This is a genomic window from Allobosea sp., from assembly GCF_035999205.1.
Lineage (GTDB): Bacteria > Pseudomonadota > Alphaproteobacteria > Rhizobiales > Beijerinckiaceae > Allobosea.
In genome coordinates this window covers 122,237-148,147 of sequence record NZ_DASYHA010000026.1, presented here as the reverse complement: position 1 = coordinate 148,147, position 25,911 = coordinate 122,237, and the positions used below count along the sequence as shown (strand labels likewise).

The following is a 25,911-nucleotide window of genomic DNA, read 5'->3' as shown; positions in this document are numbered from 1 at the left end:
CCTGTGCCAGCGCTCAGGCGGAGAGCTTCTCCGGATCCGATTCCGCCAGGAAACCGCCGGACTGGCGCGACCAGAGGCGGGCATAGAGGCCGCCCCGCGCCACCAGCTCGGCATGGCTGCCGACATCGACGATTCGGCCCTTGTCGAGCACGATCAGCCGGTCGAGCGCGGCGATGGTCGACAGCCGATGCGCGATCGCGATCACGGTCTTCCCCTGCATCAATGCCGTGAGCTGTTCCTGGATCGCCGCCTCGACCTCCGAGTCGAGCGCCGAGGTCGCCTCGTCCAGGATCAGGATCGGCGCGTCCTTCAGGAGAACGCGGGCGATCGCGATGCGCTGGCGCTGGCCGCCGGAGAGCTTCACGCCCCGTTCGCCGACGCGCGAATCGAAGCCTCGCCGGCCGTCCTGATCGCTGAGCCCCTGCACAAAGTCATGCGCCGAAGCCTGGCGCGCCGCCTCGGCGATCTCGGCCTGCGTCGAGCCCATCCGGCCATAGGCAATGTTGTCGCCGATCGAGCGATGCAGCAGCGAATTGTCCTGCGTCACCATGCCGATCTGCGCGCGCAAGCTGTCCTGCGTGACATGGGCGATGTCCTGCCCGTCGATCAGGATCCGGCCACCCTGCAGCGGGTAAAGCCGCAGCAGGAGGTTCACCAGCGTCGACTTGCCTGCCCCCGACGGGCCCACGAGCCCGATCTTCTCGCCAGGCTTGATCTCGAGCTCGAGCCCCTCGAACAGCCCCTCGCCCTTGCCGTAGTTGAAGCGGACCGCGTCGAATCGGATGCCGCCACGTTCGACCACGAGCGGCTCGGCGTCCGGCGCATCGGTCAGGTCATGCGGCCGGGCGATCGTCTCCATGCTCTCCTGCACCGAACCGAGGTTTTCGAAGACGCCGCGCACGAGATGGATCAGCCAGCTCGACATCTGGACCAGCCGCAGCACCAGGCCGATCGAGGCCGCGATGGCACCCGGCGTCATCTCGCCATGGCTCCAGAGCCAGAGGCAAAGCCACGCCGTCACCACGACGAGCAGGCTGTTCATCGTCTGCAGGATCACGCTGACGCCGGTGATCAGCCGCGACAGATGCAGGAAGGACGCGTTCCAGCGCGTCAGCGAGTCGCGCACGGCCGAGCGCTCGGCATCGGCGCGGGCAAAGAGCTTGACGGTCAGGATGTTGGTGTAGGCATCGACGATCCGCCCCGTCGTCGAGGATCGGCCGAGTGAATTCGCCTCCGAGCGCTTCTTGGCACGCGGTACGAAATAGACCAGCAGCGTCACATAGGCCGCGAGCCAGACGAGAACGGGGAGCGCCAGCCAGAGCGACGTCGAGCCGAAGAAGCCGATCGCGACCGAGGCAAAGATCAGCGCGTACCAGAGGTCGTCGATGACCTCGATCGTGGCGCCGCGGATCGACTGCCCGGCCTGGATCACGCGGGCCGACAGCCGGCCGGCGAAGTCGTTCTGGAAATAGCCGAGCGCGTGGCCGAGCGTATAGACATGGTTGCGCCAGCGAATCTGGTTGGTGATCTGCGGCACCACGACCTGGTCGACGATGGCGTGATTGGCGAAATAGACCAGCGGCCGGACCACGACGAGCAGGAAAGCCGCCCCCGCCAACAGCCAGCCATGGTCGCGGAAGATCGTCGCCGGCGATTGGGTGGTGAGCAGGTCGACGAACCAGCCGACCATCAGATACATCGCCGCCTCTATGCCGCTGAAGCCGAGCCCCGTCAGCATGATCAGGGCCATCCAGCCCTTCACGCCCTTGATGTGGTGCCACATGAAGGGCCAGACGCCGCGCGGCGGAGTCTCGCTCTCATTGAAGGGAGCGAAGACGTCGATCCGGCTCTCGAGCCAGCGGAACAGGGCGGTGAACATGGCCGCCCTCCTCTGGACCGGCATGGCGACGAAAACGGGGCGCGACACCAAATCGAGCGACGCGAACTCGGCCTGATATGGGGCGCCTCACCCGCGAAGGCCAGCGCGTGTGACGCATGGCCGTCGAAGATCAGCGTCTTGACGCATGTCCAGCCGTCATCCCATGACAGCAGCCGAAATGACCACACCGATGCTGCGTCTCGCCCTCTACCAGCCCGACATCCCGCAGAACGCCGGCACCATGATCAGGATGGCGGCCTGTCTCGGCATCGCGGTCGACATCGTCGAGCCCGCTGCCTTCGACGTCTCGGACCGGCATTTCCGCCGCTCGGGCATGGATTATCTCGAACGCGCCGCCGTCGCGCGCCATGATTCCTTCACCGCTTTTGAAAGCTGGCGGCGCGCAGCAGGCCATCGCCTGATCCTCGCCGAGACCGATGGCGCGGCGCGCCATCTCGATTTCGCCTTCCAGCCGGGCGATATCGTCATGGTCGGTCGGGAATCGGCCGGTGTCGCGCCCGAGGTCCATGCGGCGGCCGATGCCAGCGTCCATATTCCCATGCAGGCCGGCTTGCGCTCTCTCAATGTAGCGCTCGCCGCCGCAATGGTATTGGGCGAGGCGCTGAGACAGACCGGCGGCTATCCGCCCCGCCACGGAACGGAACCATGAGCCAGCCCAGCCGCGTCGAGACGCCCCCCGCCGATCCTGCCATGGTCGCGGCCATGAAGCCGCGCGCTCAGGCTTGGTTCGAGACGCTACGGGACCGGATCTGCACTGCCTTCGAGGCCATCGAGGACGAGGCGACTGGCCCTTTCCCGCCTGAGACCGATGTCCCCGGTCGCTTCGAGCGCACGCCCTGGCAGCGGACCAACCATGACGGCGCGCCCGGCGGCGGCGGCGTCATGTCGATGATGCACGGGCGTGTCTTCGAGAAGGTCGGCGTCCACGTCTCGACCGTGCATGGCACCTTCATGCCGGAGTTCGCTGGCCAAATTCCCGGCGCCGCCGAGGATCCGCGCTTCCATGCCACCGGCATCTCGCTGATTGCCCACCCCTGGAACCCGCATGCGCCGACCGTGCACATGAACACGCGCTTCGTCGTCACGACGAAGCCGTGGTTCGGCGGCGGCGCCGATCTGACGCCAGTGCTGAACGCGAGGCGCAGCCAGGACGACCCCGACGCGATCGCCTTCCATGCCGCGATGCGCGAGCCCTGCGAGCGCTGCGCTCCGATCTCCGACTACGAGCGCTTCAAGGCCTGGTGCGACGAGTATTTTTTCCTGAAGCACCGCAACGAGCCGCGCGGCATCGGCGGCATCTTCTACGATTATGTCTGGTCCGGCGACCCGGAGGGCGATCTCGCCTTCACCCAGGCCGTCGGCGAAGCATTCCTGAAGGCCTATCTGCCGATCCTGCGGGCCAATATGAGCAAGCCCTGGTCGGAGGCCGAGCGCCACGAGCAGCAGGTCCGTCGCGGCCGCTATGTCGAGTTCAACCTGCTCCACGACCGCGGGACGATCTTCGGGCTGCGCACCGGGGGCAATGTCGACTCGATCCTGTCCTCGATGCCGCCGACGGTGCGCTGGCCGTAGGCGCCTATGGCTCGCCCGGGAGTGCGGCGACCGCGCGCGCGACGAAAGCCATCTGTGCGGCGCGATCCGCCGGAACAGCGGCCTCGATCCAATCTCGCCTGGCGGCATCCAGCACGAGCCCGACGCGTGGCCCGGCCGGTACGCCGAGCGCGATGACGTCCCGTCCGCTCGGCAGGAACGGCGGTGTGCGGCCCAAAGCGGCGATCAGATCCTGCGTCCGCCGCGCCCCGGCCTCGTCGGCAGGAGCTGCCAGCAGCACGAGCCCGGCGGCCACGGCATCATCGCCGATGCGATGGGCGAGGTGGCGCAGAAGGGCGATGTTCGGAGGCGACGCGCGTCCCGCCAGTAGCTCCAGCGCTCCAGCGATCCGCTCGATGCGGTCGAACTCCTCGTTCGACAGCCGCAACCCCTCCCTCAGCCGCAGCGCATCCTCGCGCACGCTCACGGTGAGCGCCGCCAGCCGGAACGCCGGATAGACCAAGCCCGCGTCGCCGTCGGACGCGACCGCCGCGAAGCGCGACAGATAAGGCACGCCACCGATCACCGGCATCAGCAGGCCCGACGCGGCCATCGTCTCGATCACGGCCACGGCCCCGGGAGCGATGAGCAGCTTCATCAACTCCGCCCTCACCCGCTCGCGTGACAGATCGCCGAGCCCGGCGCGCCCGGCAATGCAGGCCGTCAGCCCCTCCCCATCGGGAGCGCCAAGCCCGAAGCGGGCATGGAAGCGAAAGAAGCGCAGGATGCGCAGATAATCCTCACGGATACGCGTCCCCGCGTCGCCGATGAAGCGGATGCGCCGCTCGGCGAGGTCTGCCAACCCGCCGCAGTGATCATGGATCGTGCCATCGCGACCGAGCGAGAGCGCATTCACGGTGAAATCGCGCCGCAGCGCATCCGCGACGAAATCGCGCCCGAATTTGACGGTGGCCCGCCGGCCATGGGTCTCGACATCTTCGCGAAGCGTCGTCACCTCGAACCCGGTGCCCTCGCGGACGAGCGTCACCGTGCCGTGCTCGATCCCTGTCGGCACCGCCTTGAAGCCGGCTGCCTTGCCGCGCCGGATCGTCTCCTGCGGCAGGGCGGTCGTGGCGAGATCGACATCGCCGACCGGCTCGCCCAGCAACAGGTCGCGCACCGCGCCTCCGACGACACGGGTCTCCTCACCCTCCCCGTTCAGCGCATCCAGCGCCGAAGCAAGCGCTGGCCTCGCCAGGAAATCGGCAATGCGCGCCTGCGACGCGCTCATTTGAAGCGGCCGGGGACCAGCTTGCCGTTCTCCATATGCGGCGGCTCATAGGCGCCCTTGCTCTGCGGCGCGGTCCAGCCGCCATAAGCGACGAGCGCGATGGCCAGCAGCAGGCCGACGATCGCCAGCCAGAAGACGTGCCGGCTCCAATGCTCGACATCGAGCGGGTTGCGGCGGTTGACGATGAGATACCCCGCGAACACGCAGAAGGGCAGGACGAAGAGCAGGACCTCTTCGATGATCGCGCGCAGCATGGGCCTGACGTCCAGTCGATTCAGCCGGCGAGCCGCTCATAAAGATTGCGGATCATCCCGGCGGTTGCTCCCCAGATATAGCGATCCCCGAACGGCATCGCATAGTAGGTGCGATACATGCCCTGCCATTCACGGCCCTCGCGCCGATGGTTGGCCGGATCGAGCAGGAAGGAAAGCGGCGCCTCGAAGGCGTCGTCCACCTCATGGGCGTTCAGCACCAGCGAGAAGGGCGGCTCGACCAGCGCCACGACCGGAACGATGCGATAACCGGTCCCGGTGAGATAGGCGTCGAGGAAGCCCAGCGTTCGGACGCGCTCGCGCGGCAGGCCGATTTCTTCCTCGGTCTCGCGCAGCGCCGTGACGACCGGCGAGCCGTCGACGGCGTCGACGCGCCCGCCCGGAAACGCCACCTGAGCCGAATGGCTGCGCAACGCTGCTGCGCGCTGCGTCAGCAGGACGGTCGGCCCGTCCGGGCGCGGCACGATCGGGATCAGAACCGCGGCCGGGACCGCAGCCTTCTCGTCGGGAGGCGCGATCGGCTGCGGCTGCATTTCATGGTCGCCACGCGGGCGGCTGATCACGTCGCCGAAGGAAGGCGGCTCCGGCCGCAGCCGCCGCTTCGCCAGGGCAATGAATTCGTCGGCCGTCAGATTCAGCGCCTGCATCACGGTCTCTAGATCTCGCTTTCGATCTCGCTGGCCGGGACGGCCGGGTAGAACCGGCCGGCGGCTCCAACGCCGAACATCCGCGTGCCATCGACATCACGGACCTCGCCCAGCGCCAGCAGGTCATAGGTCAGCGCGCGGGTCAGGCGCGCCCAAAGCCCCCTGCGGACATGCACATAGGGCTTGAGCCCGTCGCCTGCCTCGCGTTCGAAGCGAATCGCATGCTCCGGCCCCACGCTGACGAGATCATCGACCTGCGTCCGGAACGCGACGGAACGCTCCGCCCCCTCCCCCTCGACGGCCATCTCGACCGCCTGGAAGGGTGCGTCCTCCACCACGATCCCGAGTTTTTCGACCGGGGTCACGAGAACGTAATCGTCGCCGTCCCGCCTCAGAACCGAGGAGAAAAGCTTCACCAAGGCGGGCCGACCGATCGGTGTCCCGAGATAGAACCATGTCCCGTCGGAAGCGATTCTCATGTCGATATGGCCGCAGAAATCGGGATTCCAACGCTCGACGGGCGGCAAGCCGCGCGTCCCGCCGTCCCGCAGCGCTGCGACCATACGTTCCATCGCATTGCCCGTTCCGGTCATCGAAAAGCCCGTCTGCGCCGCATGCGGCATATTGGTTGCATCGCCGCCTCTGCCTTGAACTCCACATAATCGTGAAGCCGAGTTCTGTGCACCCGTGTCATTCGGCGCTTGAGCCGGCTTGGCGCCCCGTCCACATTGAACGGCTCAGGCCGTTGCAAGGTTGCAAGACACAGGTTCCAACGCTGCGAGCCGCGACCCGAGGGTGAAGGAGATCGATATGGTGGCGCAAGTCCGTCAGGCGGAGACCAACCCGCCGATCAGCCTCGATACCGGCATCGTCGAGGCTGCGGAAGCGGCGCTGGGCGCCATCGGCGCGGCCCGCACCGAGATCGGCCAGGTCATCTTCGGCCAGCAGAAAGTCGTCGACCTATCGCTGATCACACTGCTGGCCGGCGGCCACGGCCTGCTGGTCGGCGTGCCCGGCCTCGCCAAGACAAAGCTCGTCGAAGCCATGGGCACCGTTCTCGGGCTGAGCGCCCGGCGCGTCCAGTTCACGCCCGACCTGATGCCCTCCGACATCCTGGGCTCAGAAGTTCTCGACGAGAGCGCCGACGGCAAGCGCCATTTCCGCTTCATCAAGGGCCCGGTCTTCGCCCAGCTGCTGATGGCGGACGAGATCAACCGCGCGAGCCCGCGCACCCAGTCCGCCCTGCTGCAGGCGATGCAGGAGCACCACGTCACGATCGGCGGCGAGCGCTACGACCTGCCCGCCCCCTTCCACGTACTGGCGACGCAGAACCCGATCGAGCAGGAAGGCACCTATCCCCTGCCTGAGGCCCAGCTCGACCGCTTCCTGCTGGAGATCGACGTCGATTATCCCGACCGCGAGGCCGAGCGCCGCATCCTGACGGAAACCACCGGCGCCTCCGAACACAAGCCGGTCCAGGCGATGACGGCCGAGACCTTGATGTCGACGCAGCGGCTGGTGCGGCGCCTGCCCGTCGGCGAGAACGTCGTCGATGCCATCCTCGACCTCGTCCGCTCCGCCCGCCCGGGCGAGGGCAGCGATGCCTCGATCACCGGCAAGCTTGCCTGGGGTCCCGGCCCGCGCGCCAGCCAGTCGCTGACGCTGGCCTGCCGCGCCCGCGCGCTGGTCGAAGGCCGGCTCGCCCCTTCCGTCGACGATGTCGTGGCGCTTGCCATCCCCGTGCTGAAGCACCGCGTCGCGCTCACCTTCGCCGCCCGCGCCGATGGCGAGACCGTCGAGGGCATCATCGGCAAGCTCGTCGAACGGCTGGGATAGGGGGCCGAGGGCGATGCTGCGCACGCGCGTTCTCGGGTCCGCCGAACGCCAGCCCGCCAGGCCGGTCGTCACCGCCTCGCTCGATCTTGCGGCGCGCCTGCCCCGGCTGATCCTGGAAGCACGCCGGGTCTCGGCCAGCGTTCACGGCATTCATGGCCGCCGCCGCGCCGGGCCGGGAGAGACCTTCTGGCAGTATCGCCCGCTTGTGACGGGCGAGTCCTCCTCGCGCATCGACTGGCGCCGCTCCGCTAGAGACGGCCATCTTTTCGTCCGCGAGCGCGAATGGGAGGCCTCGCACGCCATCTGGCTCTGGATCGACCGCTCGGCCTCGATGGGCTTTGCCTCCTCGCTCGCCATGGCGTCGAAGGTCGACCGCGCGCTGGTCGCGGGCTTTGCGCTGGCCGAGACGCTGGTCGAGGGCGGCGAGCGCGTCGGCCATCTCGGCCTGACGCGAGCGCTGGCCTCGCGCCGCATCGTCGAAACCCTGGCCCAGGCGATCCTGGTCGATGTGAAGGGCGCCGAGGCAGACCTGCCGCCGGATGCCCCCCTGCCGCGCCTCGCCGATGCGATCATCATCACCGATGGCCTATCGCCGGCCGCCTCGCTCACCAGGCGCATCGCCACCATGGCGTCGAGCGGGGCGCGCGGACATGTCCTGCTGATCGCCGACCCGATCGAGGAGACCTTCCCCTTCACCGGCCAGGCAGAACTCTTCGATCTCGAGGACGGGCTGTCCCTGCGCGTCGGCGATGCCGGCGCCTGGGGCGAGCAGTATCACCAACGGCTGGAAGCCCATCGCGACGCCATCAGGGAGGCCTGCCGCAAAGCCGGCTGGACCTTGACGCTCCACCGCACGGACCGGCCGGCGAGCGAGGGGGTGCTGCGCATCGCCAGCCTCGTCGCGGCCGCGCGCGGAACGGGGAGATAGCCATGCTGAGCTCGCTGCCCCTCGCCTTTTCCGCCCCGCTCGCGCTCGCAGCTCTGGCCCTGTTGCCGGCGCTGTGGCTGATTCTGCGTGTGACGCCGCCGCGACCGCGCCGGATCGACTTCCCGCCGCTGAAGATCATGGCCGACCTCGTCGCCAAGCGTGAGATGCCGGCCCACACGCCTTGGTGGCTGCTGGCGCTGCGCATGCTCGTGGCGGCGCTGGCGATCCTTGCCGTCGCGGGCCCGGTCTGGAATCCGCCTCGCGAGGCCGGGCCGCTACGCGGCCCGATGCTGCTGCTCATCGACAATGGCTTCGGCGCCGCGACCGACTGGCCCGCGCGGCTTCTGGTCGCGGAATCGCGCGTCGCCGCCGCCGCCCGCGAGGGCAGGCCGGTGGCGATCGTCGGCCTCGCCGAGAACCCGGCCGAGATCACGCTTTCGGAACCGCGCGCTGCGCTCGACCGGCTGCGCGCCTTCGCGTTGCAGCCGCATGCGCCCGACCGCTCCGCCCATCTGCCCCGCATCGAGGCCTTCCTGCGCACAGCGCCGGATGCGGAGCTCGTCTGGGTCGCGGACGGATTGTCTGTGGCGGATGATTCCGCCTTCCTCGCTCGCCTGAAGCAGGAGGCCGATGCTCGGCGTCTCTCGATCCATGCCGGCCCGATCGACCAGCTTGCCCTGTCGGCTCCCGAGAACCTCGCCGGCGCGCTCGCCGTCAAGGTGCTGCGTCCGACGTCGGCGGCGGCCGCCAGCGGCCAGGTCCGCGCGCTAGACCTGAAGGGCCTGCCGCTCGGCGACGCACCGTTCGTCTTCAATGGATCGGAATTGCAGACGACAGCGCGGCTGACCCTGCCGATCGAGGTCCGCAACGCAGTCTCGCGGCTGGAGATCGTCGCAGAACGCAGCGCGGCCGCCGTCGCCCTGCTCGACGACCGGGCCAAGCGCCGCCGCGTCGGCATCGTCTCCGGCGCGACAACGGACACGGCCCAGCCCCTGCTCTCGCCGACCTACTACGTCTCGCGCGCGCTCCAGCCCTTCGCCGAGATCCGCGAGCCACGTCCGGGCTCGACCGACCCGGTCGGCGAATTGCTGGCCCAGAACCTGTCTGTCCTGGTGCTCGCCGATATCGGCGCGCTCGACGCCGACACCGCCGGCAAGATCAATGCCTTCATCCAGCGCGGCGGCGTGCTGCTGCGCTTCGCCGGCGCGCGTCTGGCCGCGGCCACCGACGACCTCACACCGGTTCGGCTGCGCCGGGGCGGCCGCACGCTCGGCGGCGGGCTCTCCTGGGAGACGCCGCGCAAGCTCGCCCCCTTCACCCGCGAGAGCCCCTTCTTCGGCGTCGTCGTCAATGACGACGTTCGCGTCAGCCGCCAGATCCTGGCCGAGCCCGAGGCGGACCTCTCGCGCAAGACCTGGGCGGCGCTGGAAGACGGCACTCCGGTCGTCACCGGCGAACGGCGTGGCGACGGCATGATCGCGATGATGCACGTCACCGCCGACACGACCTGGTCGAACCTGCCGCTCTCGGGCCTCTTCGTCGAGATGTTGCGCAAGATCGTCGGGCTTGCCGGCACCGGCCCGGCCGAGGCCCAGGGCGAGGATGCTCGCGTGGATACACTCTCGCCGACCCGCGTCCTCGACGGCAACGGCGTCTTCCGCAGCCCGCCCGCCACCGCCCAGCCCGTCGCCCGCAGCTTCGCCGGCCGCGCCACGCTGGCCCACCCCCCCGGCATCTATGGCCCGGCCGACGGCTCGCTCGCCGTCAATGCCCTCAACCCCGCCGACACACTGCGCGCGATCGACCTCGCCGCGCTGGGCGCCCCGATCCTGCCGGTCGACAAGCCCGTCGCTCTCGATATCCGTCCGCAGCTTCTGGTGCTGGCGCTGCTGCTGCTGGTCGCGGACACGCTGGCGACGCTCTGGCTCGGCGGCAGGCTTTCTGTCCGCAGGCCCCGCCGTGCCGCTCCCGCGGCTGTCGTGCTGGCGCTGGCGCTCGGCGGAACGGCGTTCCTGCCCGAACCCGCCCGAGCGCAGACTCCGGCACAGCCGCCAGCCGTCGCGACCGCGCCCGCCGACCAGCGCCCGCCGATCCCGCGCGAGCTCTTCGCGGCCGGGGCGGTGACGCGGCTTGCCTATGTCGTCACCGGCGACAAGGCCGTCGATGACATGTCGAAGGCCGGGCTGGCTGGCCTTAACATCGTGCTCGGCGCCCGCACCGCGCTCGAACCGGGCGAAGCCGTCGGCGTCAATGCCGACCGCGACGAGCTCGCCTTCTTCCCGGTCCTGTACTGGCCGATCGTCGCCGGGCGGCCGATCCCGAGCGCCGAGACGCTGCGCAAGCTGGAAGCCTATATGAAGGGCGGCGGCCTCGTGATCTTCGACACCCGCGACGCGATTAGCGCCCGGCCCGGCGGCGGCACCACGCCCGAGGGCGAGCAGCTGCGCCGCATGCTGCAGACGCTGGACATCCCCGAACTGGAGCCGCTGCCGCGCGACCACGTCCTCACCAAGACCTTCTACATCCTCGATGGCTTCGCCGGCCGCTATGACACCGGCACGACATGGGTCGAGATCCTGCCGCCTGCCGGCGCCGATGGTCGGCGCCCGGCCCGCGCTGGCGACAATGTCTCGCCCATCGTCATCACCTCGAACGACCTCGCCTCGGCCTGGGCCGTGAACCGGCGTGGCGAGCCGCTCGTGCCGCTCTCGGGCTCCGATCCGCGCCAGCGCGAAATGGCGCTGCGGGCCGGCGTCAACCTCGTCATGTACGCGCTTACGGGCAACTACAAGGCCGACCAGGTCCATGTCCCGGCCCTGCTCGAGCGTCTGGGACAGTAGGATATGTGGAGCCTCTCCTTCGCCCCCCTCGTCCCGCTGCCGCTGCTGGTCGGCCTTGCCGTCCTGGCCGCCCTCGCAGCAGGCGCAGCGATCGTTCTGGCCGGCCGCAGCGCGATCCTGCGTGCGCTCGCGCTCGCCGTGCTGACGGTGACGCTGGCCGACCCCTCGCTCGTCTTCGAGGACCGCGAGCCGGTGAAGGACGTCGTCTCCGTCGTCGTCGATCGCTCAGCCTCGAACCGGCTGGCCGATCGTGCCGCGCAGACGGAAGCCGCCCAGACCGAGGTCGAGCGCCAGCTCCGCGGCATCGGCAATGTCGAGACGCGGATCGTCGAGGTTCGCGATGCACAGGGCTCGGGCGACGGTACGCGCCTGTTCGAGGCGCTGGCGGCGAGCCTCGCCGACGTGCCCTCCGAACGTGTCGCCGGCGCCATCGTCATCAGCGACGGCCTCGCCCATGACGCCCCGCCCAACGCCGAGGCGCTCGGCCTGCGCGCGCCGCTGCATGTGCTGACGACTGGCCGCAACGCCGAGGTCGACCGGCGCATCGTGCTGGTCGATTCGCCCCGCTTCGGGATTGTCGGCAAGGACCAGACCGTGCGCCTGCGCGTGCTCGAAAAGGGCGGCACCGGCCGCGCCGGTCTGACCATCCGCCGCGATGGCGAGATCGTCGCGCGCCGTGAGGTCACCGTCGGCCAGACCGTCTCCGTCCCCGTGCGCATCGACCGTGGCGGCCCGAACGTCGTCGAGATCGAAGCCGCCCCGCTCGACAATGAGCTGACGCTCGCCAATAACCGCGCCGTCATCACGATCGATGGCGTCAGGGACAAGCTGCGCGTGCTCCTGGTTTCAGGCGAGCCACATCCGGGCGAGCGCACCTGGCGCAACCTGCTCAAGGCCGACGCCAATATCGATCTCGTCCATTTCACCATTCTGCGCCCGCCGGAGAAGCAGGACGGCACGCCAATCAACGAGCTGTCGCTGATCGCCTTCCCGACGCGCGAGCTGTTTCAGGTCAAGATCAAGGAATTCGACCTGATCATCTTCGATCGCTACGCCAACCAGTCGATCCTGCCGCTCGTCTATTTCGACAACATCGTCCGCTATGTCCGCGAGGGCGGTGCGCTCCTGATCGCGGCCGGCCCCGAATATGCCGGTTCCCAGTCGCTTTCTCGAACGCCGCTCAGCCAGATCCTGCCCGCGGTGCCGGACGGCTCCGTGATCGACGAGGCCTATCGCGCCCGCGTCAGCGAGCCTGGCAAGCGCCACCCCGTCACCCGCGACCTACCGGGTGCCGAAGTCGAGCCGCCGCAATGGGGTGAGTGGCTGCGTATGGTCGGCGCCCGGCCCCGTACCGGCTCGCCGGTGATGACCGGGCCGGGAGATCGCCCGCTGCTGATGCTGGCCCGCGAGCAGAAGGGCCGCGTCGCACTCTTCCTGTCCGACCATGCCTGGCTCTGGGCTCGCGGTTTCCGCGACGGTGGTCCGCATCTCGATCTGCTGCGTCGCCTCGGCCACTGGCTGATGAAGGAGCCGGATCTCGAGGAGGAGGCCTTGCGCGCCGTCGCGCGCGGCGGCGTCATCGAGGTCGAACGCCAGACGCTGGGCGACAACCCCGCCCCGGTCGTCATCACCGGCCCTGATGGCCAGTCGCGCTCCGTCCCGCTTGAGCCTGGACGTCCCGGCCTGTTCACCGCCCGGATTCCGAGCGGCGAATTCGGCCTGCATCGCATCTCCGGCGACAATCTCGTCGCCTTCGCCAGCGTTGGGCCGGAGAACCCGCGCGAACTGATGGAGGTCGCCAGCAACCCGGCTGCGCTTCAGGCGCTCGCAGAGGCGACCGGCGGCTCCTCGCGCCGGATCGGCCAGGAAAGCGGTTCGGGCGTGACCGTGCCGCGCATCGTGCCCGTCCGCGCGGGCAGCCAGTTTGCCGGTGCGGACTGGATCGGCCTGCGCATCAGCGATTCCGGGATCGTGCGCGGCGTCCAGATCTCGCCGCTCTTCGTCGGATTGCTCGGCCTTGCCCTGCTCTTCGGCGCGCTGGTCGCCGGCTGGCTCGGTGAGAGCGGCCGGAGATTCAACCGGCGGCCGGACGCGACGGCTTGAGCGCCTCACGCATCAGGGCCGGGTTTGTCCGGACCATCCGGGTCTTCGCGGATCGAATGCCGTGCAAGGTACGCATGCTCGCCACAAGGGCGAGCATGACGGCACGGTTCAGCCACCGATCCTGAACACCGTCACGGCCCCGCGCCGCTGCGCGAGCACGCCCTCGACCAGTTCCAGCGCGAGAAACCGTGCCGGATCGGCCGGCCCCGGCAGCACGAGCTGTTCGGGCGGGATGACCCTGAAGCCGAAGCGCGCGTAATACGGCGCATCGCCGACCAGCAGGATCAGATCGTAGCCCGCCGCGCGCGACGCCTCGATCGAGCGGTTCATCAGGGCCGCGCCGATGCCCCGGCCCTCGAAGGCGGGATCGACCGTCAGCGGCCCCAGCATCAGCGCTGTTTGGCCGCCGGCATTGACCGGCGTCACCCGGATCGAACCGACCAGGAAGGTGCCGACATGCGCCGCGAAGGTCAGGGCCGGATCGGGCGGCACCCCCTCGCGCAGGCGGAAGGCCGTGCGTGCAAATCGACCGGGCCCGAAGGCGCGTTCATGCAGGCGCTCGATTGCGGCCGCATCGACGGGAAGCTCATGGCGAATGGTTAGGGGAAGCGAAGTCATGACGGCGGACCTGCGGACGGGCAGAAGACTGGACGTGATGAAGGCAGGGTCAGCGCAAGGCGCGGCCATGCCGGAAAGCGCGTTCAGCGCGCCGGTCGTCGCAGCAGGGAGATCGGGTGCCCGTTCGTCATGGTGCAGGCGCTGTAGCAGAGCGGCCGGTGGACGTCTATCGGCAAGGGAGACTTACCAGTCGGTGCTCGACGGGGCTCCCTCGACGATCTCCGCCAGCCGCCGCCTTGTTCCCCCCGTCAGCCCCTGCGGCAGCGCGGCGAGCGAAAAGAAGCGCGCTTCAGCGATCTCCATGTCCGGCTTCTTGGCTTCGTCAACAGTAAACGCTCTGACGACATAGACCGCCACGTGGTCGCGGCGCGAGATCTTGCGGTTGAAGTAGACGCCGAACAGTTGTGCCGGGCCTGTCAGGCTGATCCGCGCCTCCTCATGCAGTTCCTTGGCGAGGGCCTCGGCCATCGTCTCCCCAACCTCGACGCCACCGCCGGGAAACTGCCAGCCCGGCGTGTAGGTATGGCGGATCAGGAAGACCTCGCCGGCCTCGTTCAGCACGACCGCACGCACCCCCAGTGTCATGCCGCGAGCGAAGCGGAAATAGGTGTGCAGGACCCTGCTCCGCATCCGCTGGAACCGTGTCAGCCTAGCCTGCCCCTCGCCGGCTGCTCCCTCGTTCGAACGCCTCATCATGCCCGCCGCCTCGGCCGGCCGCTGATTTGTCTATGCAATTGACGCATGGCGGATGCTCGTTTTCGGTTCCGTTACGTCACAAACGCGCCGCAAACGAGGCAGATATCCTCGCTTCATCGCTGGGGTATTTTGTCATGCTGCTCTCTTTCATCATCGCTCGCCTGAAGGCCAAGCCGGCTTACGTCTGGAAGCCCGCCCTGACCCTGACCGATTCGCGCATCGTTTCCGAACTGACCGGCGCGGCCAACTGAGCCGCCCCGGACTGCGGGTCCCGTCGACGCAGGCGCATCTGCGCGCTTGACGAGCGCATGCCTGCGAGGGCAAGCGCTTAGGCTGTGTTCAAGCTCGCGCATCTGTCCGACCCGCATCTCGGCCCGCTGGCGGGCTTTTCGCTGCATCAGCTCATCGGCAAGCGTGCGACAGGCTATGTCAACTGGCGCCGCAAACGTCGCCATGCGCACGACATGGAAATCCTGGCGCTGATCGTCGCGGATATCCGTGCGCAGCTGCCGGACCATGTCGCCTGCACCGGCGATGTCGCCCATATCGGCCTGCCCGACGAGTTCAAGACTGCGGTGGCCTTCCTCGACACGCTCGGTCCGCGCGAGGCGGTGAGCTTCGTGCCGGGCAACCATGACGCCTATGCCCGCTCGTCGCTGAAGGCGCTGGCGAGCCACCTGGCCCCCTGGGTCGCCAGCGACGATGGCAGCATCGGCTATCCCTGGTATCGCCGGCGCGGCAATGTCGCGCTGATCGGCCTCAACACCGGCATCCCGACCCTGCCGCTGATGGCGACAGGACGAGTCGGCCGCGAGCAGATCACCCGGACCGAAGCATTGCTCGAACGAGCCCGCGACGAGGGCCTGATCCGCGTCGTGCTGATCCATCATCCGCCCTATGTCGGCGGTGCCAGGCGATCGCGGGAGCTGGTCGATTCCGCAGCGTTCGAGACCATGCTTGCGCGCAAGGGCGCCGATCTCGTCTTGCACGGTCACAATCACAAGTTTTCGGTAGCCTGGCGCCGTGGCGTCGAGCGCGACGTTCCGATCGTCGGCGTGCCCTCGGCCTCGATTGGCCCGCTCGGCCATGGCGAAATGGCGACCTGGCACCTGTTCCATATCGAAGGCGATGCCGCCTCGCCCCATATCACGCTCGAGCAACGCGGCTTCGAGCTCGACGGCACGGTCATCCTGCGCCAGCAGATCGCGCTGCATACGAAGCCGGTGTGATTGTCAGACGCGCTGCCTGAGAGCGTCTGAGAATTCGTCAGCGTGAGTCGGCTGGCGCGGTGTTCGAGAACCGGAGCGGAGCGGACATCGGTCCGTGAGCACCGGAAGAGCAGAACACCGCGTCAGACGGCCGCGATGGCGGATTGGCGGGCGCTCTCAGATGCAGCGCCCGCCATCGACGGCCAGCACCGTGCCCGTCACCATGTCGGCCTCGTCCGAGCAGAGATAGAGCGCGGCATTGGCCATGTCCTGCGGCGTGGAGAGCCGGCCCCACGGAATCGACGCCCGGAACTGGGCGCGCTTCTCGGGCGTATCCTCGCCCATGAAAGTCGCGAGCAGCGGCGTTTCGCCAGCGACGGGGGCGATCGCGTTGACGCGGATGTGGTCCGGAGCCAGCTCCACCGCCATCGACTGCGAGAGCAGGTTCACCGCGCCTTTCGAGCCGTTGTACCAGGTCAGGCCCGGACGCGGGCGGATGCCTGCGGTCGAGCCGATGTTCAGGATCACGCCGCCGCCATGCTCGCGGAAATGCGGCACGGTCGCCAGCGCCATCAGGTAGATCGACTTGACGTTGACGGCGAAGACCCGGTCGAACACATCCTCGGGCACCTCGGTCATCGGCATGTTGCGATGGGTCGTACCTGCATTGTTGACGACGATGTCGAGCCGCCCGAACTTCGCGATGACGCGCGCCACCGCCTTGTCGACGCTCTTGCCCTTGGCGACGTCGCAGGTCACCGCGAAAGCCTTGCGACCGATTGCCTTGGCCGCCTCCTTGGCCTTGTCGCCATTGAGGTCGAGCACAGCGACGCGCGCGCCCTCCCTCACGAAGGTCTCGGCGATGCCGAACCCGAACCCCTGTGCCGCGCCGGTGACCAGCGCCGTCTTGCCCTTGAGTCTCATGCTGTATCCTCGTGGTCTTCTGTGCGGCGACTTTTGAGGGGATTTGCCTCGAGCAACAAATGCGTTTTCGCCATTGCGCGGATACGGAATTGTATGGCGCGACGTCCTCGACAAAGGGGCTCCACTCACCGCCTATTTCAGGCGCCGATCTCTTCCCTCAGCATCTCCAGTTCCAGCCAGCGCTCCTCGAAGCCGGCGATCTCCCGCGTGACCTCTTCGAGCCGGGTCGTCGCCTTGGCGAAGAGCTTCGGATCGCGCGTGTAGAGGTCGCCTGCGAGCGCCTGATTGAGCTTGGCGGCCTCGGCCTGGAGCACTTCGATCTTCTTCGGCAGCGTCTCCAGCGCGTGTTTCTCGTTGAAGGACAGCTTGCGCTTCGAGGCCGGGGCAGCCGCCGCGACGGACGGCGCCGGGGTCGGTGCATCGGCCTGCGGCTTGGCCGCCGGTGCCCGGAGCTTCGCGCCGACGCCGCGTCCGCGCTGCGCCAGCATGTCGGTGTAGCCACCGGCAAATTCGGTCCAGACGCCGTCGCCGTCCGAGATCAGCACGCTCGACACCACCCTGTCGATGAAGTCACGGTCATGGCTGACCAGCAGCACGGTGCCCTGATAGTCGGAGAGCAGTTCCTGCAGCAGATCGAGCGTCTCGAGGTCGAGATCGTTGGTCGGCTCGTCCAGCACCAGCATGTTCGAGGGCTTGGCCAGCGCACGCGCCAGCATCAGCCGGCCGCGCTCGCCGCCCGAGAGCGCGCCGACCGGCGTGCGCCGCTGCAGCGGCTGGAACAGGAAGTCCTTCATGTAAGCGATGACATGGCGCGGCGTTTCACCGACCATGACCTGGTCGGAGCCGCCTCCGGTCAGCGCATCGCCGAGCGGCGTCGCCGGGTCGAGGCTCTCGCGACGCTGGTCGAGCGTCACCATCTCGAGCGAGACGCCGAGCTTCACCGTGCCGGAATCCGGTTCGAGTGCGCCGGTCAGCAGGTTAATCAGCGTGGTCTTGCCGGCGCCGTTGGGGCCGACGATGCCGATCCGGTCGCCGCGCGCAACACGGATCGACAGGTCCTTGACGACGACATTCGAGCCGAAGGCCTTGGCGACGTTGGTAGCCTCGATCACCAGCTTGCCCGATGTCTGCGCCTCGCTGGCCTCCAGCTTGACGCTGCCGACGGCGAAGCGGGCATTGCGGCGCTGCTCGCGCAGCCCGTGCAGTTCGCCGAGACGGCGTTGGTTGCGGGTGCGGCGCGCGCTGACGCCGTAGCGCAGCCAGTCCTCCTCGCGCGCGATCTTGCGATCGAGCTTGTGGCGCTCCAGTTCCTCCTGCGCCAGCACCTCGTCCCGCCAGGCTTCGAACTCGCCGAAACCCCGGTCCGTTCGTCGCGTCAGGCCGCGATCCAGCCAGATCGTGGCGCGCGACAGATTGGTCAGGAAGCGGCGGTCGTGGCTGATCAGCACCATCGCCGAGCGCAGCGATTTCAGCTCCTGCTCGAGCCATTCGATGACGGGCAGGTCGAGATGGTTGGTCGGCTCGTCGAGCAGCAGGATATCGGGCTCCGGCGCCAGGACGCGGGCCAGAGCCGCGCGGCGCGCTTCGCCGCCCGACATCGTCGCGGGATCCTCCTCGCCTGTGAGGCCGAGCTCGCTGACCAGATACTGCGCACGATAATGATCGTCGCCCGGCCCGAGCCCGGCCTCGACATAGGCGAGCGAGGTCCTGTAGCCCGTGAAGTCCGGCTCCTGCGGCAGATAGCGCACCGTCGCGCCCGGCTGGACGAAACGTTCGGCCGAATCCGGCTCGACCAGCCCGGCCGCGATCTTCAGCAAGGTCGACTTGCCCGAACCGTTGCGACCGACGAGGCAGACGCGCTCGCCTGCGGAAACCGCGATCTCCGCGGCCTCCAGCAGCGGCTGTCCGCCGAAGGTGAGCGCGACGTCGCGCAGATGGAGCAAGGGGGCCATGGCATGTCCGTGAAGGGGGAGCAGGCGGGATAGACCGACAAGGTCGCGGAGTCACGCGCGCAGGCGCGGCATGCCCCTTGCTTGTCCTCTTGCCAGGGGCGACCCGGCCCGTATCGTGATGCCACTGCGTCCGTGAGTCCGCGAACCATGCCCCAGCCCCGCCCGATCGGGATCGGCCATAACGGCGGCCCGCCGCTGAAGGAGCGCAAGCGCCGCTCCTCGAGCAGTAGCGGCAGCATCGGCCGTTTTTTTGACTGGCGCTTCGCCCACCGCAAGGCCTGGAAGAAGCCGCGCGACATCGCGTTGCGCCGCGAGGAGAAGGCCGAGGCGCTCGGCCTGACCTATGAGGAGTACTCGCTGGAGATCATGGAGCGCGGCTACCATCCGCAGCCCGAACATGCCGACGCGATCAAGGCGAAGCGCGCCGAGCGCCGCCGCTCCGGCGGCGTCGTCGGCCAGTCGCTGAAGGGCAGGCGCCTCAAATAGGTCTGCCTTCAGAGGGGCTGGGCTTGGCTCTCAGGCGAACCACAGCCGCGCGGGATCATCGAGACCGAAGCGCTCCGGTGCGGCGGCGATAGCGGCCAGCCCCTGCTCGGCGCCATCATGGGCCGTGACGACGTGGAGCGAAAAGCGCGCTGCCAGGTCCTCCATCGGCGGCTTCCCACTGAAAACCGCCTGGATCTTCGCCTGATCGGCGAGCGGCAGCAGCCGCGGCACGATCCCGCCGGAAATGTAGACGCCTCCCGTCGCCTTGAAGACGAGCGCGAGGTCACCCGCGACCCGTGCCAGCAGCCGCCAGAAGCAGACCACGGCCATCAGCGCGGCCGGGTCGCCGTCGAGCGCCAGCGTCGTGACATCCGCGGCGCTGACATCCGGCTCCAGCATCCCGGTCTCGCTGGCGACGGCGCGATGGAAGCGCACCAGCCCATCCCCGCTCAGCAGATCCTCGACCGTGACGCGAGGCAGTCCCGCCGTCAGCGCCGGCCAAATCTTTGCCTCGGTGAGATCCTCGGGCCCGACCCCGATATGGCCACTCTCGGTCGGAACCAACACCCCACGCCGGCCCCGCTTGATCAGCGCAGCCGCACCGAAGCCCGTGCCTGGCCCCAGCACCAGCCGCACACCGTCCGGTTCCGGCTCGCCCGCGACAAGGGTCGTGACATCGGTCGGACCGAGCACGGCGAGCGAGGCTGCCTGCGCCTCGAAATCATTGACCAGCAGACCCTGCTTCAACCCGAGCGCGCGCCCGATCAGAGGCCCGTCGAAATGCCAGTTCGCATTGGTCAATTGGGCGCTGCGCCCTTCGAGCGGCCCGGCGACCGCGAGCACGGCCGAGCGTGGCCGCTGAGTCAATGTCACCAGAACCGCTTCGAGCGCAGCCTCCGGCGTCGTATGGCTGCCGGTCCCGATCCGCGCCAGCGGCTGATGCGGAGCGCCGGCGTCCTCGACCAGCGAAAGACGGCAATTCGTGCCGCCGACATCGGCCACCAGCACCGGGTAGGAAAAGTTGCTCATCACGCGGCATCCAGCGGGTTGGGCTTGTGATGGTCGGGCTTGCGATACTCCGCAAACCAGCCGAGCCCTTCGAGCGTGCCGGCGCGCGGCCGATACTCGCAGCCTACGAAGCCGTCATAGCCGAGCTCGTCCAGCAGCGCGAACAGGCTGGGATAGTCGGGGCCCGTGCTGTCGGGCTCGTTGCGGCCATTGGCGCTGGCGATCTGGACATGGCCGACCAGCGGATAGAGCGCCTTCAGCTTGCCGGCGACGTCGCCGTGGATCAGCTCGCAATGATACATGTCGAACTGCAGCCGGACATTGGAACGGCCGGATTCGCGCACATAGCTGGCCGCCCGGTCGAAATCGTTGAGAAAATAACCCGGCATATCCTTGCCGTTGATCGGCTCGAGTAGCAGGTCGATGCCGTGCGGCGCCAGCGCATCCGCCGCATGGGCGAGCGAAGCCCGGTAGGTCGCCTGCGCCACGGGATCGTTCGGATCGGCCAGGCCCGCCATCATGTGGAGGCGCTTCACGCCGGTCTCGTGGGCGTAGGCGAGAGCGGTCTCGATCCCTGCCTTGAATTCGGCCTCACGGCCCGCCAGCGCGGCGATGCCGCGCTCGCCCTTGGCGAAGTCCCCCGGCGGGAGATTGAACAACGCCTGTTCGAGCTCCCCGCCCGTCAGTGCCAGGCCGACCTGCTCGGCCGGATGTTCATAGGGGAACAGGAACTCCACGGCCGCGAAACCGGCATCCGACGCCGCCTTGAAACGGTCGAGGAAGGCCCACTCGTTGAACATCATCGAGAGATTGGCGGCGAAGCGAGGCATGACGGTCCCAAGGCTGGTGAGGAAGCGCAAGGCTAGCGCGATGCGCGGCCCGCGTCATGAGGCAACGTCGTGGACAGTCGTGCGTTCCGTGTCGCCCCCGCGCCGCATCAATCCGGCCAAGCTGCGAAGCGACCGGAAGACGCCCCTGAAACGCCGATCACGGCTTCTTCGAGGGCGGGTTCGGATCCTTCGAGAAATTCCGGAAGACCATGTCGGGCGAGGAGGTGTTGTGGCGCGAGTGGGTGGTGCGACCCATCCAGATGTCCGTCGCCTTGCTGCCGGAGAAGGGCATCAGCAATTCCTCGCGCCAGCCCTTGGCGCCTGGCTCGCGGACGGCGATCCGGGCCACGTCATTGTTGAACTCGGTGACATACATCGAGCGCAGCGCGACGAAGGCCTTGCCGCCACTCACCGGCTTGCCGAGCACGGCGTCGAGGACCATGCGGTTCTCATCGACCGAATCCAGCTTGAGCGTACCGGCGGAGCCGTCCTTGAAATCGAGCTTGAAGGACAGGGTGGCGGGGTCGAACGAAATCTCCTTGATGTTCACGACCGGACGGCCGGCATCCTGCTCGATCGGCCCGAACAGGAAGGACGAGCCATAGGCGGTCGCCGACAACTGCTGCGGCGGCAGCGGCCGCACGCGCCAGTAGCCATCCTGCGGATAGACGACGAGCATCTCGTAGGAGCCGGTCTTGCCGAGCTTCCAGAGCTGGACGAGATGAAGCCCCTTCTCGACACGGTCGCCCACCTTGAATGTCGTATCCGCCGGCCGCCAGAAGGTCGGGAAGGTGTAGCCGACCAGCCAGTACTCGATGCTCTCGTAGAAGGTGACGCGGCGCGGCGGAACGGGCGCCTTGAAGACGGGGTCGCCTGTCATGTCGCAGGCCGTCCAGTCCGCATCCCAATTGTCGCGCAAAAGCCCTGCGATATAGGCCGGATGCGCCGCCTCGATCTGGAATCGGCGAACCTCGGGCGAGATCGCCTTGATCGTGACATTGTCCTTCTCGGCGCAGAGCACGGGCTCCGACTCGTTCTTCACTTCGACGGCGACATCGCTGGCCGCGAAGGCGGGCGAACCGGCGCAGGCGAGGACCAGAAGGGCGATGCGGAGATGGGCGGCGAAATTCGTCATGAAAACTCAGCTCTCGAGGATGGCATAGACATCGCCTGAATTGGCGGCGTGGGGAAGCGCGCGCAGAAAGCTGCCCATCGCCTCGGCGCTGACGAACTGGCCCAGCTCGAGCCGTTGGCTTTCGCCGAGCGCGACATTGAAGCGGTAGGGACCGAGCGTTTCGAGCAGCGCGAGGCAGGCTTCGGCGACATCGCGCTGGATCGTCGTGAACTCGAAGGAGATCGCCGGCACGCGCCGAGTCAGCCCCGCGAGCACATGCGCCTCGAAGCCTTCGACGTCGATCTTGAGCAGCGTCGGCAGGCCATGGCGAGCGATCAGCGAATCAAGTGTGGTGCAGCGGACGGCGATCTCGTGGTCCCAGACCTGCCCCTCCCAGCCGCCCGCACCATGCGCCGCGCCGATGAAGGCGTTCGACGCTGTCGAAACCGTAGGATTGGCGCTGTTGATCCGCAGGGTGACCGAGCCGTCATGGTCGCCGCAGGCGGCCTCGACCAGCGTCACCTGCGGATCGCGGCCATGGATCAACCTCAACACCCGCGCCGGCCCCGGCTGCGGCTCGAGCGCGACGACACGCGCACCAAGGCGGCGGAAGGACGAGACGCGGTCGCCGACATGCGCCCCGATGTCGAAGGCAAGTTCGCCGGGTCGAAGGAAGCGGCCATAGAGCGCGTCCATAGCGGCATTGCGGGCGGCATCGCCGTGATAGACGCGCAGCGAGCGCGACAGCGCCTTGGCTGTGCCCTTGGGATAGAGCGCCGCGTTCATGCGCCCTGCCCCTGCCGGATCGCGACGAGTTCGGCCGGCGCGTCGAAATCCTCGGGAATGCCGCAGAGGCCGAAGCGCGCAAACCAGTCCCCGAGAGCCGGCAGGGCGGTGGCCATCGCGAAGGGGATCGCCAGCAGATAGCCGGCTGTCAGCGGCAGCGACCAGAGCAGCACGACGGGCGACAGCACGAGCAGCGTCCCGAACAAATAGGCCGCGAACAGAAGATGCGGCCACAGGCCGGCGAAGGCCGTGACGAAGGACAGGGCACGGGCGTCGCGCGCCTGCCCGTTCCAGCCGATGCGCGAGCGGCCGAACAGGAGCCCGACCATGAACAGCGTGGTGCGGAAGCTCGACACCGCGCCCTGCAGGAAGGCGAAGACAACCTCGATCACCACCGAGGCGATGAAACGTGGACGCCCGCCATAACGAGTGGCACCGCCCTTCGTCAGCAGGATGTCGGCGAATCCGGCGAGTTTGGGCGAGAGATACATGGCGAGGAACAGCAGATAGAGGCCCATCGCCAATCCCGCCGGATAGTCCGCGATGGCGCGATCCTCGATGACCTTGAGCGGCAGGAGCGCGATCATGAGCGTCCAGGCCGGCAGGCCGAGGAACATCAGGATCGCCCAGACCAGCTGGAAGCGGCTCATCGGGCGCAGGCCGGGAATGTCGAGCAGCTTGAGATATTGCAAGTTGCCCAGGCACCAGCGCAGGTCGCGCTTGGCGAAGTCGAGCATGGTCGGCGGGTTCTCCTCCCAACTTCCCATTTCCAGAGGCAGCACGCGCACCTCATAACCGGCGCGGCGCATCAGCGTCGCCTCGACCTGGTCATGGCTCATCACCGCGCCACCGAGCGGCGGCCCGCCGGACAGCACCGGAAGATGACAGCCGTCGCGGAAGGGCGCGATGCGGACCATCGCATTGTGGCCCCAGAACGGCCCGCAATCGCCAATCCACCACGCAGAGCCCATCGTGTAGGGCCGCATTCCCTGGCGCATGCCGAATTGGAACACGCGGGCGAATGCGGATTGGCTCGGCATACCCACGACCAGGCTCTGCAGGATGCCGAGCCGCGGATAGGCCTGCATCATCCGCGTCAGCTTCACGATCGCCTCGCCCGACATCACGCTGTCGGCGTCGAGCGGCAGCATGACCTCGTAATCGCCGCCCCAGCGCTCGCAGAAATCACGGACATTGCCGGCCTTGAAGCCGGCATTGTCGATGCGGCGGCGATAGACGATGCGCCCTCCCCCGCCGGTCTCGCTCTGCCATTGCGCAGCTAGCCGTTCCTCGACGGCAGCAACCGTGGGATCGTCGCTGTCCGACAGGATGAAATAATCGAACCAGCCACCTTCGCCTGTGGCGTCGAGGCTGTTCTTGACCACCCTCAGCCGGTGGAAGGCGCGGGCGGGATCCTCGTTGCGCAAGGTCATCAGGATCGCACTGCGGATCGCGATCGGCGTCGGCGCGTCGCCAGCGGCGGCGAAGGGCGCCACGCTCGCCATGCCGTCCTTGACCCCATGCAGCAGCCAGAGACCGATCACAGCGTTCCAGAAGCCGAGCACAGTCCAGGGCGCGCCGAACAGGAAGGCGATGAAGATCGCGGCATCCGCAGCAGTCCAGCCGCCGGCGCCGAGCACCTGCGCAAGCCCGTAGAGGAGCGCCGCCAGCGTCGTAAGATTCAGGACGAGAACCAGCCGGCGGCGCCTTGCCAGCGCGGCTTCCGACTGCAGCCCGGCCGGTGTCATTCCCGGGACCGGATTTGCGAGGCCTTGCGCCGCCGGCTGGAACGTGGTCGGAGCGGGACGCTGGTTCATGGCGGTCTCTGTCATGCGATCGGTCTGGGCAAGGCGGGGCCTGGACAAGGTGGACTGGCAGAGCGGACGGGAGACGGCGACATGGCGCAAGACGACACGGCGCAGCAGCTAAAGCCGGCATCTTCGTCCATGGCAAGCACACCGGCGACGGCACTTTGGTATGTGGCGCCGCGTGAATGCGCCCTGAACACGGAAACGCTGCCCGAGCCCGGGGCGCAGGACTGCCTCGTCCGCACGCTCTGGAGCGGCATCAGCCGCGGCACCGAACGACTCGTCTTCGAGGGGCGTGTTCCCGGCTGTGAGCATGAGCGCATGCGGGCTCCCTTCCAGCAGGGCTCTTTCCCCTTCCCGATCAAATACGGCTACTGCGCTGTCGGCGTCGTGGAGGCAGGGCCGTCGCATCTGCGGGGTGAAACGGTGTTCTGCCTGTATCCGCATCAGGATCGCTTCATCGCCCCGGCCGACAGGCTGACGCGTGTGCCTGGGAACGTCCCCGCCCGCCGCGCCATCCTCGCCGCCAACATGGAAACCGCCCTGAACGCCCATTGGGATGCCGGTTCCGGCCCGGCCGATCGGATCGTCGTCGTCGGCGGTGGGGTGATCGGACTGCTCGTCGCCTGGCTGGCGGCGCGGTTGCCGGGCGCAGAGGTCACTCTGGTCGATATCGACGAGGGCCGGGAGGTGCTCGCGCAGCGGCTCGGCTTCGGCTTCGCCGGACCCGACGCCGCGCCGGCGGATGCCGACACCGTCTTTCATGCCAGCGCTTCCGCTGCCGGCCTCGAAACGGCGATCGCCTGCGCCGGCATCGAGGGCCGTATCGTCGAACTAAGCTGGTACGGCGAGGGATCGGTGGCCGCGCCCCTCGGCGGCGCGTTCCATTCGCGCCGGCTCCAATTGGCGTCGTCCCAGGTTGGCCGGATCTCGCCTTCGAGACGCCCGCGCTGGGATCATGCCCGCCGGGCCGAGGCCGCCATGGCGCTGCTGGCGGACGACCGGCTCGACGCCCTGATCACCGAGGAGATCGCATTCTTCGAGGCGGCCCTGCGACTTCCCGCGATCCTCAGCCCCTCCTGGCCCGGGCTGACCGCCGCCCTGCGCTATTGACCTGTCGCGGCCATCCTGGCC

24 protein-coding genes are annotated in these 25,911 nt (G+C 68.2%); 10 read left to right on the top strand and 14 right to left on the bottom strand.

What is annotated here, in order from left to right:
* Positions 1-13: 13 nt before the first annotated feature.
* Positions 14-1,879: an ABC transporter ATP-binding protein gene (locus VGN82_RS22590; RefSeq protein ID WP_327529325.1), complete on the bottom strand. Its 1,866-nt coding sequence runs from the start codon at positions 1,877-1,879 to the stop codon at positions 14-16.
* Positions 1,880-2,069: 190 nt separating this feature from the next.
* Here VGN82_RS22590 and VGN82_RS22585 point away from each other — a divergent pair, with 190 nt between their 5' ends.
* Positions 2,070-2,549, top strand: a complete 480-nt coding sequence (locus tag VGN82_RS22585) for a tRNA (cytidine(34)-2'-O)-methyltransferase (protein WP_327529932.1) — start codon at positions 2,070-2,072, stop codon at positions 2,547-2,549.
* A gap of 41 nt (positions 2,550-2,590) precedes the next feature.
* Complete coding sequence (hemF, locus tag VGN82_RS22580; protein WP_414644395.1) at positions 2,591-3,472, top strand: oxygen-dependent coproporphyrinogen oxidase; 882 nt, start codon at positions 2,591-2,593, stop codon at positions 3,470-3,472.
* 4 nt (positions 3,473-3,476) lie between these two features.
* Here hemF and VGN82_RS22575 read toward each other — a convergent pair whose 3' ends face one another.
* Genes VGN82_RS22575 through VGN82_RS22560 form a run of 4 tightly spaced genes read right to left on the bottom strand, consistent with a single transcriptional unit; the run spans position 3,477 to position 6,263 of the window.
* Complete coding sequence (locus tag VGN82_RS22575) at positions 3,477-4,721, bottom strand: CCA tRNA nucleotidyltransferase (protein WP_327529323.1); 1,245 nt, start codon at positions 4,719-4,721, stop codon at positions 3,477-3,479.
* Complete coding sequence (locus tag VGN82_RS22570; RefSeq protein ID WP_327529322.1) at positions 4,718-4,975, bottom strand: DUF6111 family protein; 258 nt, start codon at positions 4,973-4,975, stop codon at positions 4,718-4,720. The genes VGN82_RS22575 and VGN82_RS22570 overlap by 4 nt, the downstream gene beginning before the upstream one ends.
* 20 nt (positions 4,976-4,995) lie before the next feature.
* Positions 4,996-5,640 (bottom strand): CoA pyrophosphatase, encoded by a 645-nt coding sequence (locus VGN82_RS22565; RefSeq protein ID WP_327529321.1) that lies wholly within the window; start codon positions 5,638-5,640, stop codon positions 4,996-4,998.
* Positions 5,641-5,648: 8 nt separating this feature from the next.
* The gene (locus VGN82_RS22560; protein ID WP_414644369.1) at positions 5,649-6,263 is read right to left on the bottom strand and encodes a DUF1285 domain-containing protein; all 615 of its coding nucleotides are present in this window, start codon (positions 6,261-6,263) and stop codon (positions 5,649-5,651) included.
* Positions 6,264-6,450: 187 nt separating this feature from the next.
* On the opposite strand from VGN82_RS22560, the gene VGN82_RS22555 reads away from it, so the two are divergent.
* Genes VGN82_RS22555 through VGN82_RS22540 form a run of 4 tightly spaced genes read left to right on the top strand, consistent with a single transcriptional unit; the run spans position 6,451 to position 13,347 of the window.
* Positions 6,451-7,476, top strand: a complete 1,026-nt coding sequence (locus VGN82_RS22555) for an AAA family ATPase (RefSeq protein ID WP_327529319.1) — start codon at positions 6,451-6,453, stop codon at positions 7,474-7,476.
* A gap of 13 nt (positions 7,477-7,489) precedes the next feature.
* Positions 7,490-8,404 carry a DUF58 domain-containing protein gene (locus VGN82_RS22550; RefSeq protein WP_327529318.1) on the top strand — a complete coding sequence of 305 codons (915 nt, stop codon included), beginning with the start codon at positions 7,490-7,492 and terminating at the stop codon, positions 8,402-8,404.
* 2 nt (positions 8,405-8,406) lie between these two features.
* Positions 8,407-11,244: a DUF4159 domain-containing protein gene (locus VGN82_RS22545; RefSeq protein WP_465247924.1), complete on the top strand. Its 2,838-nt coding sequence runs from the start codon at positions 8,407-8,409 to the stop codon at positions 11,242-11,244.
* A gap of 3 nt (positions 11,245-11,247) precedes the next feature.
* Positions 11,248-13,347, top strand: coding sequence for a hypothetical protein (locus tag VGN82_RS22540; RefSeq protein ID WP_327529317.1), 2,100 nt, complete (start codon positions 11,248-11,250; stop codon positions 13,345-13,347).
* 108 nt (positions 13,348-13,455) lie between these two features.
* On the opposite strand, the gene VGN82_RS22535 is transcribed toward VGN82_RS22540, so the two are convergent.
* Both VGN82_RS22535 and VGN82_RS22530 read right to left on the bottom strand, forming a co-directional pair.
* Positions 13,456-13,965, bottom strand: a complete 510-nt coding sequence (locus VGN82_RS22535; RefSeq protein ID WP_327529316.1) for a GNAT family N-acetyltransferase — start codon at positions 13,963-13,965, stop codon at positions 13,456-13,458.
* 183 nt (positions 13,966-14,148) lie between these two features.
* A complete protein-coding gene (locus tag VGN82_RS22530; RefSeq protein ID WP_327529315.1) occupies positions 14,149-14,661 on the bottom strand; it encodes an NUDIX domain-containing protein in 513 nt (170 codons plus the stop codon).
* A 32-nt stretch (positions 14,662-14,693) separates the two neighbouring features.
* Here VGN82_RS22530 and VGN82_RS22525 point away from each other — a divergent pair, with 32 nt between their 5' ends.
* Together VGN82_RS22525 and VGN82_RS22520 are read left to right on the top strand one after the other, a co-directional pair.
* Complete coding sequence (locus VGN82_RS22525) at positions 14,694-14,912, top strand: hypothetical protein (protein ID WP_327529314.1); 219 nt, start codon at positions 14,694-14,696, stop codon at positions 14,910-14,912.
* An 84-nt stretch (positions 14,913-14,996) separates the two neighbouring features.
* On the top strand, positions 14,997-15,890 hold the full coding sequence (locus VGN82_RS22520; protein ID WP_327529313.1) for a metallophosphoesterase family protein: 894 nt from the start codon (positions 14,997-14,999) through the stop codon (positions 15,888-15,890).
* Positions 15,891-16,046: 156 nt separating this feature from the next.
* Here VGN82_RS22520 and VGN82_RS22515 read toward each other — a convergent pair whose 3' ends face one another.
* Together VGN82_RS22515 and VGN82_RS22510 are read right to left on the bottom strand one after the other, a co-directional pair.
* Positions 16,047-16,793, bottom strand: coding sequence for an SDR family oxidoreductase (locus VGN82_RS22515; protein ID WP_327529312.1), 747 nt, complete (start codon positions 16,791-16,793; stop codon positions 16,047-16,049).
* Positions 16,794-16,930: 137 nt separating this feature from the next.
* A complete protein-coding gene (locus tag VGN82_RS22510) occupies positions 16,931-18,745 on the bottom strand; it encodes an ABC-F family ATP-binding cassette domain-containing protein (RefSeq protein ID WP_327529311.1) in 1,815 nt (604 codons plus the stop codon).
* 147 nt (positions 18,746-18,892) lie between these two features.
* Between VGN82_RS22510 and VGN82_RS22505 the strand changes: the two genes are divergently transcribed.
* Positions 18,893-19,231 (top strand): hypothetical protein, encoded by a 339-nt coding sequence (locus tag VGN82_RS22505; protein WP_327529310.1) that lies wholly within the window; start codon positions 18,893-18,895, stop codon positions 19,229-19,231.
* 30 nt (positions 19,232-19,261) lie between these two features.
* On the opposite strand, the gene VGN82_RS22500 is transcribed toward VGN82_RS22505, so the two are convergent.
* The 5 genes from VGN82_RS22500 to mdoH all read right to left on the bottom strand — a co-directional run bounded on the left by VGN82_RS22500 (position 19,262) and on the right by mdoH (position 24,786).
* On the bottom strand, positions 19,262-20,260 hold the full coding sequence (locus VGN82_RS22500; protein WP_327529309.1) for a glucokinase: 999 nt from the start codon (positions 20,258-20,260) through the stop codon (positions 19,262-19,264).
* Positions 20,260-21,069 carry a 2-oxo-tetronate isomerase gene (otnI, locus tag VGN82_RS22495; protein WP_327529308.1) on the bottom strand — a complete coding sequence of 270 codons (810 nt, stop codon included), beginning with the start codon at positions 21,067-21,069 and terminating at the stop codon, positions 20,260-20,262. Before otnI ends, VGN82_RS22500 begins: the two co-directional genes overlap by 1 nt.
* 157 nt (positions 21,070-21,226) lie before the next feature.
* On the bottom strand, positions 21,227-22,204 hold the full coding sequence (locus VGN82_RS22490; RefSeq protein WP_327529307.1) for a hypothetical protein: 978 nt from the start codon (positions 22,202-22,204) through the stop codon (positions 21,227-21,229).
* 6 nt (positions 22,205-22,210) lie between these two features.
* Positions 22,211-22,969, bottom strand: coding sequence for an FkbM family methyltransferase (locus VGN82_RS22485; protein ID WP_327529306.1), 759 nt, complete (start codon positions 22,967-22,969; stop codon positions 22,211-22,213).
* Positions 22,966-24,786 (bottom strand): glucans biosynthesis glucosyltransferase MdoH, encoded by a 1,821-nt coding sequence (gene mdoH, locus VGN82_RS22480; protein WP_327529305.1) that lies wholly within the window; start codon positions 24,784-24,786, stop codon positions 22,966-22,968. The genes VGN82_RS22485 and mdoH overlap by 4 nt, the downstream gene beginning before the upstream one ends.
* An 81-nt stretch (positions 24,787-24,867) precedes the next feature.
* On the opposite strand from mdoH, the gene VGN82_RS22475 reads away from it, so the two are divergent.
* Positions 24,868-25,890, top strand: a complete 1,023-nt coding sequence (locus VGN82_RS22475; protein ID WP_327529304.1) for a zinc-dependent alcohol dehydrogenase — start codon at positions 24,868-24,870, stop codon at positions 25,888-25,890.
* Positions 25,891-25,911 lie beyond the last annotated feature (21 nt).

Excerpts from the sequence above, each read along its gene's own strand:
- VGN82_RS22545 (WP_465247924.1), top strand. The coding sequence starts at position 8,407 with ATGCTGAGCTCGCTGCCCCTCGCCTTTTCCGCCCCGCTCGCGCTCGCA.
- VGN82_RS22500 (WP_327529309.1), bottom strand. The coding sequence starts at position 20,260 with ATGAGCAACTTTTCCTACCCGGTGCTGGTGGCCGATGTCGGCGGCACG.
- VGN82_RS22570 (WP_327529322.1), bottom strand. The coding sequence starts at position 4,975 with ATGCTGCGCGCGATCATCGAAGAGGTCCTGCTCTTCGTCCTGCCCTTC.
- hemF (WP_414644395.1), top strand. The coding sequence starts at position 2,591 with ATGGTCGCGGCCATGAAGCCGCGCGCTCAGGCTTGGTTCGAGACGCTA.
- VGN82_RS22505 (WP_327529310.1), top strand. The coding sequence starts at position 18,893 with ATGCCCCAGCCCCGCCCGATCGGGATCGGCCATAACGGCGGCCCGCCG.
- VGN82_RS22475 (WP_327529304.1), top strand. The coding sequence starts at position 24,868 with ATGGCGCAAGACGACACGGCGCAGCAGCTAAAGCCGGCATCTTCGTCC.
- VGN82_RS22525 (WP_327529314.1), top strand. The coding sequence starts at position 14,694 with ATGCAATTGACGCATGGCGGATGCTCGTTTTCGGTTCCGTTACGTCAC.
- VGN82_RS22490 (WP_327529307.1), bottom strand. The coding sequence starts at position 22,204 with ATGACGAATTTCGCCGCCCATCTCCGCATCGCCCTTCTGGTCCTCGCC.
- VGN82_RS22535 (WP_327529316.1), bottom strand. The coding sequence starts at position 13,965 with ATGACTTCGCTTCCCCTAACCATTCGCCATGAGCTTCCCGTCGATGCG.
- VGN82_RS22560 (WP_414644369.1), bottom strand. The coding sequence starts at position 6,263 with ATGCCGCATGCGGCGCAGACGGGCTTTTCGATGACCGGAACGGGCAAT.
- VGN82_RS22515 (WP_327529312.1), bottom strand. The coding sequence starts at position 16,793 with ATGAGACTCAAGGGCAAGACGGCGCTGGTCACCGGCGCGGCACAGGGG.
- VGN82_RS22485 (WP_327529306.1), bottom strand. The coding sequence starts at position 22,969 with ATGAACGCGGCGCTCTATCCCAAGGGCACAGCCAAGGCGCTGTCGCGC.
- VGN82_RS22540 (WP_327529317.1), top strand. The coding sequence starts at position 11,248 with ATGTGGAGCCTCTCCTTCGCCCCCCTCGTCCCGCTGCCGCTGCTGGTC.
- mdoH (WP_327529305.1), bottom strand. The coding sequence starts at position 24,786 with ATGAACCAGCGTCCCGCTCCGACCACGTTCCAGCCGGCGGCGCAAGGC.
- VGN82_RS22510 (WP_327529311.1), bottom strand. The coding sequence starts at position 18,745 with ATGGCCCCCTTGCTCCATCTGCGCGACGTCGCGCTCACCTTCGGCGGA.
- VGN82_RS22565 (WP_327529321.1), bottom strand. The coding sequence starts at position 5,640 with ATGCAGGCGCTGAATCTGACGGCCGACGAATTCATTGCCCTGGCGAAG.
- VGN82_RS22590 (WP_327529325.1), bottom strand. The coding sequence starts at position 1,879 with ATGTTCACCGCCCTGTTCCGCTGGCTCGAGAGCCGGATCGACGTCTTC.
- VGN82_RS22555 (WP_327529319.1), top strand. The coding sequence starts at position 6,451 with ATGGTGGCGCAAGTCCGTCAGGCGGAGACCAACCCGCCGATCAGCCTC.
- VGN82_RS22585 (WP_327529932.1), top strand. The coding sequence starts at position 2,070 with ATGCTGCGTCTCGCCCTCTACCAGCCCGACATCCCGCAGAACGCCGGC.
- VGN82_RS22550 (WP_327529318.1), top strand. The coding sequence starts at position 7,490 with ATGCTGCGCACGCGCGTTCTCGGGTCCGCCGAACGCCAGCCCGCCAGG.
- otnI (WP_327529308.1), bottom strand. The coding sequence starts at position 21,069 with ATGCCTCGCTTCGCCGCCAATCTCTCGATGATGTTCAACGAGTGGGCC.
- VGN82_RS22575 (WP_327529323.1), bottom strand. The coding sequence starts at position 4,721 with ATGAGCGCGTCGCAGGCGCGCATTGCCGATTTCCTGGCGAGGCCAGCG.
- VGN82_RS22530 (WP_327529315.1), bottom strand. The coding sequence starts at position 14,661 with ATGATGAGGCGTTCGAACGAGGGAGCAGCCGGCGAGGGGCAGGCTAGG.